Consider the following 18,185-nt stretch of genomic DNA (forward strand, 5'->3'; position numbering starts at 1 on the left):
CTCATTGCGGGGCGCCGCCGACGGGCGACGCCTGCGGCCATGCAAGCACATGCCCACCGGTGCAGTCAGCGATTGAGTCTCGACCGCTTCGGGTCTACGATCCGCGCACCCAGTCGCACGCGCCACCCTCCCGCCGCACCGCCCCCGCCCCTACTCTGAACGCGTACCGACTCGCGTGCGGAGGCCCTATGGATGCTGGCGACCGGGGCCTCACCGCCCAGGACGTGCAGCAGCGCGTCGCGGCCGGCCAGACCAACGCGTACCGGGAACACACCAGCCGCAGCGCGTGGAGCATCATCCGCGCCAACGTGCTGACCCTGTTCAACGCGCTGGTGCTGAGCTGCTTCACCCTGCTGCTCGTGATCGGCCGCTGGCAGGATGCCCTCTTCGGCCTGAGCGCCCTGGCGAACACGGTGATCGGCAGCGTGCAGGAGTTCCGCGCCAAGGCGGCGCTGGACCGGCTGGCCCTGCTCAGCGCGCCGACCGCCCGGGTGCGGCGAGACGACGCCGAGACCACGGTGGCCGTCGACGATGTGGTGCTGGGCGACCTGCTCGTGCTGCGGGCGGGAGACCAGATACCGGCGGATGCCGAGGTGAGCGAGGCCCACGACCTGCAGGTGGACGAATCGCTCCTCACCGGAGAATCCGAACCCGTCGACAAAGCGGCCGGCGACCGCGCGCTGTCGGGATCCGTCATCGTGGAGGGGGCGGGGCTCGCCCGCGTCGACCGCGTCGGCGCGGATTCGTTCGCCAACTCCCTCACCGACGAGGCGAAGCGGTTCTCGCTCGTGGCATCCGAGCTGCGTTCCTCGATCGACCGCGTGCTCACCTGGGTGACGTGGATCATCTTCCCCGTGGCCCTGCTGGTGTTGAACTCGCAGATGGTCGCGCGGGGCGGGTGGGCGCAGGCGTGGCAGAGCGGCGCGTGGCGTGAGGCGGCGACCTCCGCGATCGCCGCGATCATCGCCATGATCCCCCTGGGACTGGTGCTGATGACGAGCATCGCGTTCGCGGTGGGCGCCGTGCGGCTGGCCGGCCAGCAGGTGCTGGTGCAGGAACTGGCGGCCGTCGAGGGCCTCGCCCGCGTCGACGTCATCTGCCTGGACAAGACCGGCACCCTCACGCAGGGCGACGTGGTGTTCGACGCTTCCCATCCTCTGGCCGAGGTGCCCGGGTGGAAGGCGGTGCTCGGCTGGTACGCAGCGCAGCCCGAGGCCAACGCGACGGCGCGCAGCCTCGCCGGTTCGTTCACCGAGCCGCGGGAGGAGGCGGCGTCGGATCAGGTGCCGTTCTCCTCCGCCCGCAAGTGGAGCGCGGTCACCTTCGCCGACGGCATGTGGGTGATGGGCGCCCCCGAGATGGTCTTCGCCGGCGCGGCTCCGCCCGATTCGGACGTCGGCCGCATGGCGGCGCAGGCCGCGGAGCTGGCGGCGCGCGGACGCCGCACCCTCGTGCTCGCGCGCGGCACCCGCACCGGCGACGAGACGGTGCCCGCTGACGCCGTGCCCGTCGCGCTGCTGACCTTTCGCGAGCGGATCCGCCCGGATGCCGCACAGACCCTGTCCTACTTCGCCGCGCAGGACGTCGCGGTGCGCATCCTCTCGGGCGACAATCCGCAGACGGTCGCCGCCATCGCCCGCGACGTGGGGCTCGACGCCCCGCACGGCTTCGACGCCCGTCAACTGCCCGATGACGATGACGAGCTCGCCCGCGTGCTCGAGCAGAACGTCGTGTTCGGCCGGGTCACGCCCGACCAGAAGCGGCGCATGGTGGTCGCACTGAAGGCGGCGGGCCACACCGTCGCGATGACCGGCGACGGTGTCAACGACGCCCTCGCCATCAAAGAGGCCGACATCGGCGTGGCGATGAACTCCGGCTCCGCCGCCACCAAGGCCGTCGCGCGGCTCGTGCTGCTGGACGGCAAGTTCTCGCACCTGCCAGCGGTGGTGGCAGAGGGCCGGCAGGTGATCGCCAACATCGAGCGGGTGTCGATGCTGTTCCTCACGAAGACGGCATACGCCACGGTGCTGGCGATCACCTTCGGGGTGCTCTTCCTCCCCTTCCCGTTCCTCCCCCGGCAGCTGTCGCTCACCGATGGGCTCACCATCGGCATCCCGGCGTTCTTCCTCGCGCTCATCCCGAACGCGCGCCGCTACATCCCAGGGTTCCTGCGGCGGTCGCTGTCGTTCGCGGTGCCGGCGGGCATCGTCGTCGCGGCGGGCATCGCCGTCTACACCCGCGTGCTCGCCGCGCGCGGCATCCCCGAGATCGAGGTGCGCGCCGGCGCGACGCTCGTGCTCGGCATGCTGGGGCTGTGGATCCTCGCTGTGCTCGCGCGGCCGCTCACCCTCGTCACCGTGGGGATCGTCGCCGCCATGATCGGCGGCCTGGCGCTGATGTACCTCGTGCCGATCTCGCGCGACTTCTTCGAGCTCGTCGCGCTCAGCCCGACGACGATGACCGCGGTCGCCGTCACGGCCGGCGCCGGCGCCGCGCTCATCGCGGTGGTGCGACTGGTGCAGGGCCGCGTGATCGCACGCGATGCGGGGGTGGGGCGCCGGGGCTGACGGCGCCTGGGCACGGACCCAACCCGCACGGAACTGCCACCCGAACGACGCGCCGCCCGCTTCAGGTGGCAGTTCCTGCTGCTTGCGGCGGACCCAACCCGCACGAACTGCCACCCGAACGACGCGCCGTCCGCTTCAGGTGGCAGTTCCTGCGGCCTGCGGCGCCCCCGACCCGCACGAACTGCCAGCGACCAGCAATCGGATGCCGCCGGGCGAGCGTCCCCGAGCCGGTAGCCTCGCCAGGTGATCGAAGAGCAGGCCCTCGCCGGCGGAAACGCGAGCAGCGACGCCGTCGTGCGGGTCGGCGACACCGTCCGCAAGCCATGGACGGCCTCCACGCCGAGCGTCGTCCGCTACGTCGATACCCTCCGCGCCGCAGGCGTCGATGCCCCCGCTCCCCTGGGCCGCGACGACCAGGGGCGACAGGTTCAGGAATTCATCCCGGGCACGCTCGCGATCGACGCCGGCCGGCTCTCGCCCGCTGAGCTGCACCGGGTCGGGGCGCTCGTGCGCGCCATCCATGACGCCAGCGCCGTTTACACCCCGGAGCCGCATGCGGTGTGGCAGACGGCGATTCCCTCGCCCGGCGACGAGCTCGTCTGCCACAACGATCTCGCGCCGTGGAACCTGATCATCGGTGAGCGATGGGTCTTCATCGACTGGGATGCCGCAGCCCCCAGCACCCGCCTGTGGGATCTCGCCTACGCAGCCCAGGCATTCACCCTGAACGACGCCGGTCGCCCCCCGGAGGAGTCGGCGCAGGACCTCGCGGCGTTCGTCGACGGATACGGTGCCGACCCGCGCATGAGGAGCGACCTCCCCGCGGCGATGAGCCGGCGCACCGAGGCGATGTACGACCTGCTGCGCTCCTCGCACGACGCCGGCACCGAGCCCTGGGCGACGATGTTCACCGAAGGACACGGCGAGCACTGGCAGGCGGTGATCCGCTACGTACAGGCGCACGAAGACATCTGGTCCGCGGCCCTCGCCGTCGGCTGAGCCGCCAGCGCGACCGTTCTGCTGCGGGTTCCCCGCGCACGCCCGGTCCGCCAAGATGAGCGCATGGCCCACTCGTCGATCGCGGGGTGGCTGCGTGCGCTGCCATCGCTTACGCCCTCGGGGCGGGCAAGCGAAAGCAGGCGGGTGAGCGAAGCGCAACCCCCGGCAACACACAGACGGAATGAGGTAAAACCTACGAGGAGGTATGTACCGACCTCCCGAAGGAGGATCAGTGCCCGGCAACGCCACCGCCCGCTTCGATAACGTCGCGTTGCTCTCGGTCGCGAGCGTTCTCCCCGGCCGGGTGACCACCTCGGACGACATCGAGGAGCGTCTCGCGCCCTCGCTCAAGCGCCTCCGGCTCCACAGCGGAATGCTGAAGCGCGTCGCCGGAGTGCTCGAGCGGCGCAACTGGGCGGCGGGCGAAACCGTCGACGCCGCCACGATCGCCGCGGGTAAGCAAGCGCTCGCGGATGCCGGGGTCAGCCCATCCGAGGTCGGCCTGCTGATCAACACCTCGGTCACGCGCACGAACCTCGAGCCTTCCGTGGCCGTGGCCCTGCACCACGGCCTGGACCTGCCGAGCTCGGCCATCAACTTCGACATCGCCAACGCCTGCCTCGGGTTCATCAACGGCATGTCGCTCGCGGCGACGATGATCGATTCCGGCCAGATCCGTTACGCCATCGTGGTCGCCGGTGAGGACGCCGATGGGATCCAGGTCAACACGATCGAGCGACTCCTGCAGTCCGAGAGCGGCCGCGCCGGCTTCCTGAGCGAGTTCGCCTCCCTCACCCTCGGTTCGGGGTCCGCCGCGGCGGTGCTGGGGCGCGCCGACGAGCACCCCGCGGGCCACCGCATCCTCGGCGGCGTCACGCGTGCCGCCACCGAATTCCACCGCCTGTGTGTCGGCAGCGTCGACGGCATGTTCACCGACGCGAAGGCACTCCTCAAGGGCGGTCTCGCGCTCGTCGTGTCGGCGTGGAAAGAGGCGGCGGCGGAGTGGGACTGGAAGTCGATGAACCTCTACATCACACACCAGGTGTCGTCGGTGCACACCGACGCCATCGTGAAGGCGGTGAACCTGGATCGCTCTCTCGTGCCGACGACGTTCCCCCACCTGGGCAACATCGGCCCGGCATCCGTCCCCATCACCCTCGTGCAAGAGCAGGAGAGCCTGCGAAAGGGCGACCGGGTGCTGCTGATGGGCGTCGGCTCGGGGCTCAACACCGCCATGATGGAACTCGCCTGGTGAGCGAGGGGATCGCACAGACGCTCGAGGGACTTCCGGGTCTCGACATCCGCTGCAGCCGTACCCGGCTCGTCGTCGACCGGCGAGCGGATGCCGCGCACGAGTGGCACTACCTCGACACCGGCGACGAGCTCGCGCGCCTCGGCGTCGAGGTCGCCGGCACGATCCTCGCCGTGCACGGCAACCCGACCTGGTCTTACCTCTGGCGCGGCCTCGTGTCGGCATCGCTGCGTGCCGCAGAAGAGGGGCAGCCGGCCTGGCGCGTAATCGCCGTGGATCAACTCGACATGGGCTTCTCGGCACGCACCGACGCGCCCCGTCCTCTCGCGCAGCGCGTGCGCGACCTCGGCGATTTCACAGACTCCCTCGACCTCGAAGGGCCGGTCGTCACGCTCGGTCACGACTGGGGCGGCGTGGTCTCGCTCGGCTGGGCCGTCGACCACCCCCAGCGCCTCGCCGGAGTCATCGCGCTCAACACCGCCGTGCACCACCCCGCCGGCCAGCCGATCCCCGCCCCGCTGCGGGTCGCCGGCACGCGCGGTGTGCTCGCGGCATCCACCGTCGCCACGCCCGCGTTCCTCGACACGACCCTGGCGCTCGCCCACCCCGCGCTCGAACCGGATGTGAAGGACGCATACCGCGCGCCCTACCGCACCGCCGCCCGCCGGCAGGGCATCGGCGCGTTCGTCGCGGACATCCCGGTGGATGCCACCCACGAGAGCTTCGACGAGCTGCAGCGCATCGCCGCGGGCGTCGCCGACCTCGACGTGCCGGCGCTGCTGCTGTGGGGGCCGGCCGATCCGATCTTCAGCGACCGCTACCTCGACGACCTCGTCGACCGGATGCCGCACGCCGACGTCCACCGCTTCGAAGGCGCCGGCCACCTGATCGCCGAGGACCGGCCGTATGCCGACGCCATCCTCACGTGGCTGGGCGACAACGCCGCGTGCCTGACCGGTGACGACGGCGAAGCGCCGGAGCCCGCCGACGACGACAGGCCCGCGGGGTTCACACCGTTGTGGGCCGCCCTCGACGGCCGCCGCGACGATGACGACGTCGCCATCATCGACATGGCCACCCGCGGCGGCGAACGCCGGGTCAGCTGGCGACAGCTCGACGACCGCGTGCGGTGCCTGGCCGCCGGCTTCACGCGCATCGGGGTGCAGAAGGGCCAGCGCGTCTCGGTGCTCGTCCCCCCGGGGCCCACGCTCACCGCGGTGGTCTACGCGTGTCTGCGGATCGGCGCCGTCGTGGTCGTCGCGGACGCCGGACTCGGGGTGCGCGGACTCTCCCGCGCCGTGCGCGGCGCCTGGCCCGACGTCGTCATCGGCGAGCTGCCCGGACTGGCCGCCGCTCGCGCGCTGGGGTGGCCCGGCATCCACATCTCTGTCGCACGCTTGCCGAAGGCGTCGGCGAAGGCGCTCGGCGTCTCGTACGATCTCGCGTCGATCGCCGCCCTCGGCGCGGGGGCACCGCTCCCGGCGGAACCGGCACCCGACGACCGCGCGGCGATCCTCTTCACCTCCGGGTCGACCGGTCCCGCGAAGGGCGTCGCCTACACGCATCGCCAGCTCTCGGCGCTGCGCGACGTGCTCGCCGCCCACTTCGGCGTGACCGGTGAGACGGGCCTCGTGACCGGCTTCGCCCCGTTCGCCCTCCTCGGCCCGGCTCTCGGCACCCGGTCGGCCACGCCCGACATGGACGTGTCCGCGCCCCGCACGCTCACGGCGAAGGCCGTCGCCGCTGCGGTGCGCGCCTCCGACGCACGGATCGTCTTCCTGTCGCCGGCGGCCATCCTCAACGTCGTCGCGACGGCCGATGCCCTGTCCGACGACGACCGGCGCGCCCTCGCCGAGGTGCGCACGTTCCTCTCGACCGGGGCCCCGGTGGGCGAGTCGCTGCTGGCGGCCGCTGCCAAGCTCATGCCGAACGCCGAGCCGCACACGCCCTACGGCATGACCGAATGCCTGCTCGTCACGGACGTGACCCTGGACGGCATCCGTGCAGTATCGGATGCCGCCGACCGCGGCGTCTGCGTCGGCTCGCCGATCGGGGTGAACCAGGTGCTGATCAGCGCTCTGGATGCCGATGGTCGGGCGACCGGCGCCCTGAGCGCCGAGCCCGGTGTGCTCGGCGAGGTCGTGGTGTCCGCACCGCACCTGAAGACGTCGTACGACCGGCTCTGGCTGACCGATCGCCAGGCCGTCTTAGAAACTCCCGCCGTCGGGCGCTGGCACCGCACCGGCGATGTCGGACACCTCGACGCCGACGGGCGGCTCTGGATCGAGGGTCGTCTCCCCCACGTCCTGGCCACCGCCGACGGTCCGGTCGCGCCCGTCGGGCCCGAACAGCAGCTCGAGTGCTCCGACGAGGTGCGACGGGCCGCGATCGTCGGCATCGGACCGCACCGGCTGCGGCAAGCCGTCGCCGTCGTCGAGACGGTTCCCGCCGTTGCACGCCCCGGTCTTGCGTCGCCTGAGCTGACGGCGGACCTCCGGCAGCGGACAGACCTGCCGCTCGTCGCCGTGCTGGCTGTGCCGCAACTGCCCACCGACATCCGTCACAACTCCAAGATCGACCGCACGCGACTGTCGCAGTGGGCCGAGCGCACGCTCGCCGGCGGACGGATGGGCCGGCCGTGATCGTCGCCATCACCGGCGCGTCCGGATACCTCGGGCGCGCGGTCGCCGCCGAGCTCGTCGCCGCCGGGCACGAGGTGCGATCACTGCAGCGACGGCCGAGTCACGTCGATGGGGTCACCGACATCCTCGGCTCCATCACCGACCCCGAGGCCGTCGGTCGTCTCGTCGACGGCGCCGAGGGCGTTGTCCACTTGGCCGCGAAGGTGTCGCTGGCGGGAGACCCGGCTGAGTTCCACGAGGTCAACGTCGAGGGCACGCGTGCCCTGCTGGATGCCGCAGAGCGCGCCGGGGTGTCCCGCTTCGTGCAGGTGTCATCCCCCTCAGTCGCGCACGCCGGCATGGCACTGGCCGGGGTCGGCGCCGAACCGGCATCCCCCGCCCACGCCCGTGGCGAGTACGCGCGGACCAAGGCCGAGGGCGAGCTGATCGCCCTCGACCGCGACTCCCCCGCGATGCGCGTCGTGGCCGTTCGACCCCACCTCGTCTGGGGTCCGGGCGACACCCAGCTGGTCGGCCGCATCGTGGACCGCGCACGGCGGGGACGCCTGCCGCTCCTCGACGGCGGGCGCGCGCTCATCGACTCCACCTACATCGACAACGCCGCCACCGGCATCGTCGCGGCGCTTCACCGTGCCGACGAGGCGCACGGCCGCGCGTTCGTGATCACGAACGGCGAGCCGCGGCCGGTCGGGGAGCTACTGGCGGGCATCTGCCTCGCGGCGGGCGTCACCCCGCCGCGGTGGAGCGTGCCCTCGGGCCTCGCGCGCGCCGCCGGCTCGCTCATCGAGCGCGCCTGGGCGCTGCGGCCCGGAGCGGACGAGCCGCCCATGACGCGGTTCCTGGCCGAGCAGTTGTCGACCGCGCACTGGTTCGACCAGCGCGAGACCCGCCGGGCGCTCGCGTGGGCGCCGTCGGTGAGCATCGATGAAGGGCTGCGGCGGCTCGCGGCGCACGCGGCCGCGACCGCCTGACGCCGGGGTCAGGCCAGCGAGAGGAAGAGCTTCTCCAGCTCCTCGGGGTTCGAGCTGCCCTCGGCGTCGGGGTCGTTCAGGCACTCCTTGAGCGCGGTGGAGATCACGAGGAACCCGGCGCGGTCGAGCGCCTTCGACACGGCCGAGAGCTGCTGCACGATATCGCGGCACGAGGCGTCGGACTCGACGGCGGCGATCACTGCGGCCAGCTGACCATGCGCACGGCGCAGCCGGTTGGCGATCTTGCGCTGGGCCTCGGGGTCGTGAATGGCGACGGCCGCGGCGGCGATGGAGTCGGTCATTGGGAGCCTTCCTCGGTGCAGCCGATGTGACATTCACGATACCCCATGGGGTATCGGCATGATACCCCGGGGGTATACCGCACCCCCGTCGAGCGAAGGACCGCGTCAGGCGGGGAACGCGCCCTCGTCGTCGAGAAACGGCCACGGCGCCCATAGCTCGTCGCGCGGCAAGAGCGGCGCCGCGACGAGCAGGCGGTCGGCGGGATAGTCCTCGGCACGCCCCGATCCCGAAGACGATGCGACGCCCGGCTCGTCGAGGGAGAAGAACACCGACAGCTCGCGCCGCCGATCGATCCCCTCGGAGAAGCCGCCCTCGACCACGGTGCGCACCGTCCACTCCAGTTCGTCTGCACCCCGCTCCCACGTCTCATCGCACGCATCGCAGCCGCACACCGGGAACGGAAAGTCGTGCAGCAGCCCCGCGTGCAGGATCACACCGGGAAAGGCGGTGAACACGAACGTGAGCACGGCGGCATCCGGGTCGCGCGGCGACACCCGCACTGCCCGCGTCACCGATGCGGGCAGGCGCAGCAGGTCGTCGGATGCCGCAGGGTCGTCGACGACGGCGACGTCGAAGGTCTCGGCGAGCCAGGCGATGAGGGCGTCCGCGACGGCGTGCAGCGGGGCGAACCGCTCGCGGTTGCTCACGACGGAGTAGGAGTCCGACGGGGGCGACTGCTCCCACCGGTTGCCGTAGACGACGGTGGTGCCGGCGTCGTCGGTGAAGGTCTGCGGCGCAACGTCGGGCCGCACGTAGTCGGTCATGCCGGAACCGTACCGCGCGCGTGCCGCGGCGTCACCCGGTCACTCGGCGCCGTGGGCGTTCACCTGCTCGACGCCTCGCCGAAGCATTCGCGGCGACTCGCGGCCCGTTTCGCAGCGACGGCGCAAGGTGGCTAGCGTGGGCGGACGATGAACGACGCGAACCCCGACCTCGACGCGCTGGCCGGATTCCTCGAGCATCTCGACCCGAGGGATGCCGCCGCGGCGGCGTTCGCGCGACACCTGCTCGACGCGGGCGCCGTCGTCCGCTCGCTCTGGGGACCGGTGCAGATGGACGTCCGCGGGCTCAGCGTGCAGCGCGGCGACATGATCGTGCGGTTCGGTGTGGAACGCGGCTTCTCCGACGGGGTGCTGATCGGCCGTGCGGATGCCGCGGACGAAAGCGGCCTGCGCCCGATCGCGCTCGCGGTGTTCGCATGGGCGCGCGCGAACGGCATCCCGTTGCAGCTCGACGACCCCGACGGCATCGAGGTGGATCTGGTCACGGTCGGCATCCCCGCCCTCGACTGGGTCGGCGCCGGAAACGACGACGCCGTGCACCGGGTGCACCGCGCGTGGTTCGAGCACCGACGGCGGCTCGACCGGCTGCAAGGACGCACGCGAGGGCGACCGAGCGACGTCGACTTGCGCGCGGTGATCGCGGACGGTGTCGCCGCGCTCGAGGCCGCCGCTCCCCGGGCGGTGCCGTCGCGACCGACTCAGGACCCGGCCGCCGACCCGGCATCGAGCCCCCGCACGGTGTAGCGACGCTCGATGCCGGCGGTGGCAGCACCCCACTCACTGGCATGGACACGCGCCTGGTGTTCGCGGAACGACGCCCCGTCCGCGAACCGTTCGGCCACGTCCCACACCCACGGGACAGCTGACGCGACGACGTCGAAGGCGAGGCATCCGGGCTCGGCGCGGGTGAGGGCGACGTGGCGAGCGAGATGCTCCCGCACCAGCGCGTCCTCTTCGGCGGTACGGCAGATGAGCTGGCCGGTGAGCTGCACGTCGGGCATGCGTTCAGGTTACGGGCCACCCCGGCGGGACCCCGCGAGCACCTCCCGCAGGTACCGCCCGGTGACGCTGTCGGGGAGGGTCGAGCGCCCGGATCAGCCCTCGCCGGCGCCGACGACCGGCGCCTCGCCACCGAGCGCGGTGGTGACCAGATGCGTCAGATCGACCGAGAAGGTCGGTCGCGCGGTGATGTCGCCCGGGTGCGGGGTGTTCATGTCGTTCCCCGTGGCGATCCGCGCGCGGTGACCCGGCGCCACGGTGTGCGATGCCGGCGCCCGCGAGCCGGCCGGGTTGGGGCTACTCATCGCCATCGAACATCCCCCCATCCAGGATGCGGTTGTAGCGCAGCCGCAGCGCGCGCTCCGTGCTGGCCGCCAGGCCTGCCACGACGAGCGAGATGTTCAGCCATGCCGGCAGGCGGATTGGGCTCGCGAACGTGCCGATCCGCTCCGCGATCAACGGGAACTGCGTGACGGTCTCGATGAGCTGCGGCACCGCGAGGGCCAGAGCCACGACGAGCACGATCATCGAGGCGGCGCTGATCGCGTGGCTGAGCGCCGGGGCGGTCCGATCCAGCCGTGCGCGCCGACCCTCAGCGGACGCCGGGTCGGGGGTCAGCTGCCGTTCGGACCCGTCGAACGCGACGTAGTGCGCGCGGCGCAGGCCGAAGCCGCTGGTCACGACCTCGATGCGCCCGCCCGGCACCGGGAATGCCCCCGGAAGCCGCGACCGGCCAGCATGGCGCCCGTCGCGGTAGAGGTCGGCCCACACCACGCCGTCGTCGTCTCCCCCGTGCCGCACGTCGACCGACCACGTCTCGGGCCGGCCGCCGGGATCGATGAGGCGGAGATGAAAGAGGGAGCGCGCGAAGGACTGCCACCAGCGATAAGGCGGCAGCGGGTGTCCGTCGCCGGCGGCGGAATGGCCCGAGGGGCGGCGCTTACCGCTCCAAGCCATTCCGCCATCCAGCGGCCCGTCGGATTGCGAAGTCATCGCCGCGTCACACCCCCACGACGTAGGTGAGGGCGAGCCAAAACCCGACCGTGGTCACCGTCGTCCAGAGGACGATAGCGACCGCCTGCCAGAGCAGCACCCACGCCTTCGAGGTCCCCGCGGCGACGAGCATGGCGGAGGTGAACTGGGTCGGGATCGCGAGGGGACCGAGGATGCTCGCCCCCGGCACGCCGAAGCGCACGAGCCACGTCTTGAAGCGCTGGCGCCCCTTGGATTCGGGCTTGGCGGATGCCGGCGGCTCGATGACCGCGGCGTCCCCCGCGTCCTCGAGACCGGCCAGCGACGAAGCGCCCACGGTCGCGCCGACCCGCGCTCTGCTGCGGTTGACGACGGCGGTGCGTGCCTGCGAAGTGAGCAGCACGATGATCAGCACGGTCAGGAAGTTGCCCGCAACCGCGGCCGCTGCCGCGGCGACCGGGTGCATCCCACCGATCATGCCGATCACCGCCCCCACCTCCCCCTCGACCATGGGGATCGCGGCGGCGAGTGCGACGATCAGGGGCTTGACCAGGTCGGGCACCTGAGTGGCCAGCTCCTGCAGGTTGAGGATGAGTTCTTGCACGGGGTTCATGACGCGTTCCTTTTCTGTTGTGGGTGGGTGTGGGGCTGAGCCAGTAGAGACCGTGTTGTCACGACAAGGTCAAGTCGTCGGGGTGGCCAGGCGCCTCGGCGTCGTCGCCCGTCGCCGCGGCCGCCTGCAGGCGCTCTTGCGCGAGCATGCCGGCGCGGCCGAGCACATCGATCTGGGCGGAGTTGTACAGCTCCCCCACCGCCTCGATGAACGTCTGGCGCGTGGCGCGGGCGCTGCGCGACACGTGCGCTGCGGGATCGGAGAGCCACGGGTAGTCGATGAGGTTCTGCGCCAGGGTGGGCGCAAGGCGTTCGGCGAGCCGCTGTCGGGTCGCCTCGTCGGCATCGGGCGTCAGGGCGGTGATCTCGGCGCCGACCGCGGCGGCCGCGGCATCCACCTCGACCATCCGTCGCAGGTCGGCCAGCGCACCGTCGTCGTAGAAACGCGTGTAGATGTGGAGGATCGAGCTGTCCGCCTCGGACAGGTGCGCCGCGACCGACGCGAATCCGGCGGGCGCGTCCGCCGGCGCGTCGTCGCGCAGAATCGCCGCGATATCGGCGCGTGCCTGCTGCAGGCGCTCGATGTTGGCGGCCAGTTCGGCATCCACCGCCCGCAGCGCGTCCGGTCCGCTCTCACCCACGCCCATCGAGCCCACCTGCGAGAGCGGGATGCCCAGCTGCGCCAGCCGGCGGATGCGCAGCAGGCGCACGAGATGGTGCACCCCGTACTGCTTGTAGCCGTTGTAGCGGCGTTCGGGCTCGTCAAGCAGGCCCAGGCGGTGATAGTGCCGGATCGTGTTCACGGTCGTGCCCGCCAGGTCCGCGAGCTCGCGGGTGCTCCACGCCATGAGATGCTCCTAGCGCTGGAAGCCGGCGGCGCGCGTGGCGCTCTGCCGGACGGCGGTTCGCGCCGAGGCGTTGGCACTCGAGGCCGACATGCCCAGCAGGATGCCGCCGAGCGCGGCCGCCAGGCTGATCGCACCGGCGTACCGGGTGTCGGGATCGGGCTGAGCAGCCGGGGCCCGGGTGACCGGGCCCACCGGCGGCGCGAGGCGCTTTCGGGCGGTTGCGCCGGGAATCGATGTGGGCGATTGTGTACTCATCAGGGGATCCTTTCTGGACTGTCCCGTCAGGCTCTCACCGCCCCCCACACCATCGCGTCGGTGAGCACCCCTACATACGCAGCCGGTTACGCCGGATCGGCGTTGTTCGCGTCGGTGACCATCACCTAGTACGGTGGCGACACTCCCGAACGGAGCGACAGTGGCGCACCTCTTGGGCCGCCGCGCCGAGCGCGAAGCGGTCGACGCACTCCTCTCCCGCGCGCGCGCCGGGCGCAGCGGGTCGCTCGTGGTGCGCGGCGAAGCCGGCATCGGAAAGACGGCGCTGCTCGAGCACGCCCGCGCCGCCGCGCGATCAACGGGGTTCCGTGTGGAGGTCTCGGTCGGCGTGGAGTCGGAGTCGCAGTTCGCGTTCGCCGGTCTGCACCAGTTGTGCGCGTCGCTGCTGCATCACGCGAGTGCCCTGCCCGAACCGCAGCAGCGCGCGCTGGCCGTGGCGTTCGGTCAGCAGGCGGGCGACCCTCCCGACCGCTTTCTGGTGGGGCTCGCGACGCTCAGCCTGCTGGCCGAGGTGGCGGAAGCGGCGCCGCTGCTGTGCCTCGTCGACGACGCGCAGTGGCTCGACGACGCATCCGCGCAGGTGCTCGCGTTCGTGGCGCGACGGGTGTCTGCCGAGCGGATCGCGCTCGTGTTCGCCGTACGTGACCCGGCGCGAGGGGATGCCGCAGCCGAGCCCGCCGCGCTGGCCGGCTTGCCGGAGGTACGCCTCGACGGTCTCGGCGAGGCGCATGCGCGGGAACTGCTGACGTCGGCGCTGCCCGCTCCCCTCGACGAGAGGGTCTTCGAGCGGATCATCGCGGAGTCATACGGCAATCCGCTGGCGCTGCTGGAGCTGCCCCTGAGCGCGCCGGCCGCCCAGCTGGCAGGCGGATACGAGCTGCCGAGCGCCCTGGATGTGCCGCGCCGCCTCGAAGAGAGCTTCCGCCGTCGCTCCCATAGCCTGCCCGTCGACACGCGGCTGCTGCTGCTCACCGCGGCGGCAGAGCCCACCGGCGATGCGGCGCTGCTGCGCCGCGCGGCGGCGCTGCTGGGGGTTGCCGATGACGCGCTCGGACCCGCTGAAGCCGCCGGGCTGCTGAAGGTCAACGGCCGGGTAAGGTTCCGGCATCCACTCGTGCGTTCGGCGATCTACCGCGACGCGGCGCCCCCCGATGTGCGCCGCGCGCATGAGGCGCTGGCGGCGGCCACCGACGCCGACGTCGACCCCGATCGGCGCGCGTGGCACCGCGCGCAGGCGGTGCTGGGCACCGACGAGCATGTCGCCGCGGAGCTGGAGCGGTCGGCCGGCCGAGCGCGCGCCCGCGGCGGGCTGGCCGCATCGGCGGCGTTCATGCAGCAGGCGGCGGCGCTGACTCCCGACCCCGCCACCCGAGCCGGCCGGGCGCTCGAAGCCGCGTACGCCAAGCACGAGGCCGGCGCGTCCGAAGCGGCATCCGAACTGCTGGCGATGGCCGCCGCGGGGCCGCTCGACGCGTTGCGGCGGGCCCGCGTCGAGCTGCTGCGCGCGCGGATCGCGTACCACGTCACACGCGACGGTGAGGGGCCGGTGATGCTGTTGAAGGCGGCCGAGAGCCTTGCCCGCCTGCATCCGGCGCTCTCACGCGAAACCTACCTCGACGCACTCGACGCCGCGATCAGCACCGGCGACCCCGGGATGGGCTCCGCGGTGCGGGACGTGGCTGAGGCCGCCCGCAGGGCACCCGTCCCCCCTGGGCCACCACGACCGGTGGATCTGCTGCTCGACGGGCTGGTGACCACGTTCACCCGGGGGTACGCGGCGGGCGTGCCGGAGTTGCGGCAGGCGCTGGCCGCATTCTGCGACGGCGTAAGCGGTGACCCGGCGACCGACGCAGACATCCGCCGCTGGGGATGGCTCGCGGCGCGGACGGCGATGACGGTCTTCGACGAGGACCTCTTCTTCACGCTCGGCGCGCACCATATGCGGTCGGCCCGTGAAGCCGGCGCGCTGGCCACGCTCCCCGCGGCTCTCCTCGTCCAGTCCGTCATGCTCGTGCTCTCCGGTGAGTTCACCCGGGCGGCCGAGCAGACCGAGGCCGCAGCGGCCACCAAGGCCGGACTCCACCTTCACACGCGCCTCATCCTGGCTGCGTGGCGCGGCCATGCCGAAGAGGCCGCGGAGATCACCTCAATGATCGGCCAGGCGGGCCCCGCCCGCGGGCGCAGCGCCGAGATGACCATTGCCGGGTACGCCTTGGCGGTGTTGCACAACGGTTCGGGCAACTACGCGGCGGCACAGAGCGCCGCGGCACGGGGCATCGAATCCGAAGGCCTGAAGTACAACAACCTCATCTACTCCGAACTCATCGAGGCGGCCAGCCGTTCCGGCCAGCCCGAGAGCGCGACCGAAGCACTCGCAGAGCTCACCGCACGAGCGAACGCCGCCGGCACCCCCTGGGCCCTCGGACTGGCCGCCCGTTCGCGCGCGATGACCACCACCGGGCCGGACGCCGAGGACCACTACCGCGAGGCGATCGACCACCTCGCGCGCAGCCGCATGGCGGCCCACCTGGCCCGCACGCACCTCGTCTACGGCGAGTGGCTGCGCCGTGAGGGCCGGCGCCAGGACGCCCGCGAACAGCTGCGCACCGCCCACGACATGCTGACGACCATGGGCGCCGAGGCGTTCGCCGAGCGCGCCGCCCGCGAGCTGCGTGCCACGGGCGAGCACCCGCAGAAGCGCACCGCCAAGCCGACCGATGCCCTCACCGCGCAGGAGCTGCACATCGCCCGGCTGGTGGCGGCGGGCGCGACGTCACGGGAGGTGGGTACGCAGCTGTTCCTCAGCCCGCGCACGATCGAGGCGCACCTGCGCAACATCTTCCGCAAGCTCGGCATCACCTCCCGCCGGCAGCTGCGCGAGATGCCGCTCTCCTGACCCCGTTCCGCGCCCCTGTTGACCCGGTGCCGGGTACAGGGTGTGGAGTGGGTCCCACGTCGTCCGCGACACAAGGGAGCACGTGCATGAAGGTTTTCATCATCGGAGTCAGCGGAGCCGTCGGCGGACTGCTGGCGCGAGAGCTGCGTGACCGCGGCGACGAGGTCTCGGGCCTCGTGCGCCGGGAGGAGCAACGGGCCGATCTCGCCGCGCGCGGCGTCGACGCGCGCGTCGGCGACCTTGCCTCCATGAAAGCCGAGGCGATGGCATCCCTGTTCAAGGGAATGGATGCCGTCGTCTACACCGCCGGCTCGAACGGCGGCGCCCGCGACGTCACGGTCGCGATCGACGGCGAAGGCGTGGTCACGGCACTGGACGCCGCGTCACTCGCCGGGGTGCCGCGCTTCGCGCTGGTATCGGTGCTGCCCGAGGCAGGCCGCGGGGAGAACCTCAGCGCCGACGAGGAGTTCTACTTCGCGGTGAAGAAGCTCGTGGACGTCACCGTCAGCATGAGCGACCTCGACTGGCTGATCCTGCGGCCGTCGATGCTCGTCGATGACCCCGCGAACGGCACAGTCGCGCTCGGCCCCGCTCAGCCGCACGACGAGATCCCCCGCGAAGACGTCGCCGCCACCCTCGCTGAGCTGCTGCACGAGACCCGGATCTCCCGGCAGATCCTCGAGCTCAATCAGGGCGCGACGCCGATCGCGCAGGCGGTTCGGGCGGCCGCGCCGCGTGCCTTCGGGGGCGGGTTCTGATGAAATCGATCATCCCCGACTACCTCGACGAGGCACTCGCCCGCGTGGCATCCGATGCGTCGGGGCAGCTCGCGGACTACATCCCCGAGCTCGCCGCGGCGGATCCCACCCGTCTGGCCGCCGTCTTCGCCACGACCGACGGTCGTCTCTACGGCGCGGGCGATGTCGATACCGAGTTCACGATCCAGTCGATCTCCAAGCCGTTCGCCTACGCGATGGCGCTCGACGACGCCGGGTTCGAGGCCGTGCTCGCGAAAGTCGGCGTCGAGCCGTCGGGCGAGGCGTTCAATCAGATCTCCCTGGAGCGCGACACGGGGCGCCCCCTCAACCCGATGATCAACGCCGGCGCGATCACGGTGCACTCGCTCGTCGGCTCGATGCAGCTGACGGCGGCCGATCGCGTCGCACGCGTCATCGACGGCCTCTCCGCCTTCGCCGGGCGCCCGCTCGGAGTCGACGAGGCGATGTGCGCGTCGGAGATGGAGAACGCGCATCGCAACCTGGCGATCGCGCACATGCTGCGAAGCCACGGCGTCTTGACCGAGGATCCGACCGTCGTCGTGGACGGATACATCCGGCAGTGCTCGGTACGCGTGACCACGCGAGATCTGGCGATGATGGCGGCGACGCTGGCCAACCACGGCGTGAATCCCGTCACCGGCGATCAGGTGGTCGGCGAGCGGGTGGTTCGGCAGGTGCTCAGCGTCATGGCGACGTGCGGCATGTACGACACCGCCGGCGACTGGGCGACGCAGGTCGGCATCCCCGCCAAGAGCGGCGTCGCCGGTGGACTCATCGGCGCGCTGCCAGGCCAGGTGGGCATCGCCACCTTCTCACCCCGACTGGACGCACATGGCAACAGCGTGCGCGGGATCTCCCTGTTCGAACAGTTCTCGTCGGACATGGGGCTGCACGTGATGGAGGTTCCCGCCACCACACGCACGGTCGTGCGGGCCAACCGCACCCGTGGCAGCGGGGCCGGCGCGGCGCGCGTGTTCGAGTTGCAGGGCGGCATCCGATTCGCCGGGGCCGAACGGATCGTCCGCGAGGTGGTGGATTCCGCGCCCTCAGAAACCCGCGTGGTGTTCGACCTCACCCTGGTCTCCTCGATCGACGACGTGGCGCGGCGCATGCTGCGCGAGGTCGTGTACCGGCTCAGGTTGGACGGGCACCACGTCGAGATCGCCGATCCGGACTCGGTCATGGGCGCTCGCGTCCGCCCTTGACCCTGTTCCGACGACACGGTGTCCACTGGGTGAACCCGGCGGGGCCCTTGCCCTTCACGGCGTCGTCCGACACACAAAGACCTGG

The 18,185-nt window shown here is 71.9% G+C and carries 17 protein-coding genes; 9 read left to right on the forward strand and 8 right to left on the reverse strand.

What is annotated here, in order from left to right:
- The first annotated feature begins 188 nt into the window (after nucleotides 1–188).
- From QNO14_RS09995 to QNO14_RS10015, 5 genes are all read left to right on the forward strand, one after another.
- Nucleotides 189–2,567, forward strand: a complete 2,379-nt coding sequence (locus QNO14_RS09995; protein ID WP_257505135.1) for an HAD-IC family P-type ATPase — start codon at nucleotides 189–191, stop codon at nucleotides 2,565–2,567.
- Between the two features lie 246 nt (nucleotides 2,568–2,813).
- Nucleotides 2,814–3,566: a phosphotransferase gene (locus QNO14_RS10000; RefSeq protein WP_257505320.1), complete on the forward strand. Its 753-nt coding sequence runs from the start codon at nucleotides 2,814–2,816 to the stop codon at nucleotides 3,564–3,566.
- Between the two features lie 232 nt (nucleotides 3,567–3,798).
- Nucleotides 3,799–4,821 carry a 3-oxoacyl-ACP synthase III gene (locus tag QNO14_RS10005; RefSeq protein WP_374113917.1) on the forward strand — a complete coding sequence of 341 codons (1,023 nt, stop codon included), beginning with the start codon at nucleotides 3,799–3,801 and terminating at the stop codon, nucleotides 4,819–4,821.
- Nucleotides 4,818–7,460, forward strand: a complete 2,643-nt coding sequence (locus tag QNO14_RS10010; protein ID WP_257505137.1) for an alpha/beta fold hydrolase — start codon at nucleotides 4,818–4,820, stop codon at nucleotides 7,458–7,460. The genes QNO14_RS10005 and QNO14_RS10010 overlap by 4 nt, the downstream gene beginning before the upstream one ends.
- Nucleotides 7,457–8,431 carry an NAD-dependent epimerase/dehydratase family protein gene (locus QNO14_RS10015; RefSeq protein WP_257495636.1) on the forward strand — a complete coding sequence of 325 codons (975 nt, stop codon included), beginning with the start codon at nucleotides 7,457–7,459 and terminating at the stop codon, nucleotides 8,429–8,431. Before QNO14_RS10010 ends, QNO14_RS10015 begins: the two co-directional genes overlap by 4 nt.
- 8 nt (nucleotides 8,432–8,439) lie before the next feature.
- Here the strand turns inward: QNO14_RS10015 and QNO14_RS10020 are convergent, their stop codons facing one another.
- The gene (locus QNO14_RS10020; protein ID WP_257505138.1) at nucleotides 8,440–8,733 is read right to left on the reverse strand and encodes a metal-sensitive transcriptional regulator; all 294 of its coding nucleotides are present in this window, start codon (nucleotides 8,731–8,733) and stop codon (nucleotides 8,440–8,442) included.
- Nucleotides 8,734–8,838: 105 nt separating this feature from the next.
- Nucleotides 8,839–9,498: a DUF6226 family protein gene (locus tag QNO14_RS10025; protein ID WP_257505139.1), complete on the reverse strand. Its 660-nt coding sequence runs from the start codon at nucleotides 9,496–9,498 to the stop codon at nucleotides 8,839–8,841.
- A gap of 147 nt (nucleotides 9,499–9,645) precedes the next feature.
- Here QNO14_RS10025 and QNO14_RS10030 point away from each other — a divergent pair, with 147 nt between their 5' ends.
- On the forward strand, nucleotides 9,646–10,260 hold the full coding sequence (locus QNO14_RS10030) for a hypothetical protein (RefSeq protein WP_257505140.1): 615 nt from the start codon (nucleotides 9,646–9,648) through the stop codon (nucleotides 10,258–10,260).
- Here QNO14_RS10030 and QNO14_RS10035 read toward each other — a convergent pair.
- From QNO14_RS10035 to QNO14_RS10060, 6 genes are all read right to left on the reverse strand, one after another.
- Nucleotides 10,215–10,517, reverse strand: coding sequence for a putative quinol monooxygenase (locus tag QNO14_RS10035; RefSeq protein ID WP_257505141.1), 303 nt, complete (start codon nucleotides 10,515–10,517; stop codon nucleotides 10,215–10,217). The two genes, QNO14_RS10030 and QNO14_RS10035, sit on opposite strands and share 46 nt — an antisense overlap.
- 93 nt (nucleotides 10,518–10,610) lie before the next feature.
- Nucleotides 10,611–10,826: a hypothetical protein gene (locus tag QNO14_RS10040; protein WP_257505142.1), complete on the reverse strand. Its 216-nt coding sequence runs from the start codon at nucleotides 10,824–10,826 to the stop codon at nucleotides 10,611–10,613.
- A complete protein-coding gene (locus tag QNO14_RS10045; protein ID WP_257505143.1) occupies nucleotides 10,813–11,472 on the reverse strand; it encodes a hypothetical protein in 660 nt (219 codons plus the stop codon). The genes QNO14_RS10040 and QNO14_RS10045 overlap by 14 nt, the downstream gene beginning before the upstream one ends.
- A gap of 43 nt (nucleotides 11,473–11,515) precedes the next feature.
- Nucleotides 11,516–12,100, reverse strand: coding sequence for a small multidrug efflux protein (locus QNO14_RS10050; protein WP_257505145.1), 585 nt, complete (start codon nucleotides 12,098–12,100; stop codon nucleotides 11,516–11,518).
- A gap of 58 nt (nucleotides 12,101–12,158) precedes the next feature.
- Complete coding sequence (locus QNO14_RS10055) at nucleotides 12,159–12,947, reverse strand: MerR family transcriptional regulator (protein ID WP_257505146.1); 789 nt, start codon at nucleotides 12,945–12,947, stop codon at nucleotides 12,159–12,161.
- A 9-nt stretch (nucleotides 12,948–12,956) separates the two neighbouring features.
- A complete protein-coding gene (locus QNO14_RS10060; protein ID WP_257505147.1) occupies nucleotides 12,957–13,202 on the reverse strand; it encodes a hypothetical protein in 246 nt (81 codons plus the stop codon).
- A gap of 160 nt (nucleotides 13,203–13,362) precedes the next feature.
- Between QNO14_RS10060 and QNO14_RS10065 the strand changes: the two genes are divergently transcribed.
- The 3 genes from QNO14_RS10065 (at nucleotide 13,363) to QNO14_RS10075 (ending at nucleotide 18,100) form a co-directional block, all read left to right on the forward strand.
- Entirely contained in the window at nucleotides 13,363–16,116 is a 2,754-nt protein-coding gene (locus QNO14_RS10065; RefSeq protein WP_257505148.1) for a helix-turn-helix transcriptional regulator, read from the forward strand.
- Between the two features lie 86 nt (nucleotides 16,117–16,202).
- Nucleotides 16,203–16,874 (forward strand): NAD(P)H-binding protein, encoded by a 672-nt coding sequence (locus QNO14_RS10070; protein WP_257505149.1) that lies wholly within the window; start codon nucleotides 16,203–16,205, stop codon nucleotides 16,872–16,874.
- Nucleotides 16,874–18,100 (forward strand): glutaminase, encoded by a 1,227-nt coding sequence (locus QNO14_RS10075; RefSeq protein ID WP_257505150.1) that lies wholly within the window; start codon nucleotides 16,874–16,876, stop codon nucleotides 18,098–18,100. The genes QNO14_RS10070 and QNO14_RS10075 overlap by 1 nt, the downstream gene beginning before the upstream one ends.
- The last annotated feature ends 85 nt before the right edge of the window (nucleotides 18,101–18,185 follow it).

This window comes from Microbacterium sp. zg-Y625 (genome assembly GCF_030246925.1).
In the GTDB taxonomy this organism is placed as follows: domain Bacteria; phylum Actinomycetota; class Actinomycetes; order Actinomycetales; family Microbacteriaceae; genus Microbacterium; species Microbacterium jiangjiandongii.

Excerpts from the sequence above, each read along its gene's own strand:
- QNO14_RS09995 (WP_257505135.1), top strand. The coding sequence starts at position 189 with ATGGATGCTGGCGACCGGGGCCTCACCGCCCAGGACGTGCAGCAGCGC.
- QNO14_RS10020 (WP_257505138.1), bottom strand. The coding sequence starts at position 8,733 with ATGACCGACTCCATCGCCGCCGCGGCCGTCGCCATTCACGACCCCGAG.
- QNO14_RS10025 (WP_257505139.1), bottom strand. The coding sequence starts at position 9,498 with ATGACCGACTACGTGCGGCCCGACGTTGCGCCGCAGACCTTCACCGAC.
- QNO14_RS10030 (WP_257505140.1), top strand. The coding sequence starts at position 9,646 with ATGAACGACGCGAACCCCGACCTCGACGCGCTGGCCGGATTCCTCGAG.
- QNO14_RS10035 (WP_257505141.1), bottom strand. The coding sequence starts at position 10,517 with ATGCCCGACGTGCAGCTCACCGGCCAGCTCATCTGCCGTACCGCCGAA.
- QNO14_RS10040 (WP_257505142.1), bottom strand. The coding sequence starts at position 10,826 with ATGGCGATGAGTAGCCCCAACCCGGCCGGCTCGCGGGCGCCGGCATCG.
- QNO14_RS10045 (WP_257505143.1), bottom strand. The coding sequence starts at position 11,472 with ATGGCTTGGAGCGGTAAGCGCCGCCCCTCGGGCCATTCCGCCGCCGGC.
- QNO14_RS10050 (WP_257505145.1), bottom strand. The coding sequence starts at position 12,100 with ATGAACCCCGTGCAAGAACTCATCCTCAACCTGCAGGAGCTGGCCACT.
- QNO14_RS10055 (WP_257505146.1), bottom strand. The coding sequence starts at position 12,947 with ATGGCGTGGAGCACCCGCGAGCTCGCGGACCTGGCGGGCACGACCGTG.
- QNO14_RS10060 (WP_257505147.1), bottom strand. The coding sequence starts at position 13,202 with ATGAGTACACAATCGCCCACATCGATTCCCGGCGCAACCGCCCGAAAG.
- QNO14_RS10070 (WP_257505149.1), top strand. The coding sequence starts at position 16,203 with ATGAAGGTTTTCATCATCGGAGTCAGCGGAGCCGTCGGCGGACTGCTG.
- QNO14_RS10075 (WP_257505150.1), top strand. The coding sequence starts at position 16,874 with ATGAAATCGATCATCCCCGACTACCTCGACGAGGCACTCGCCCGCGTG.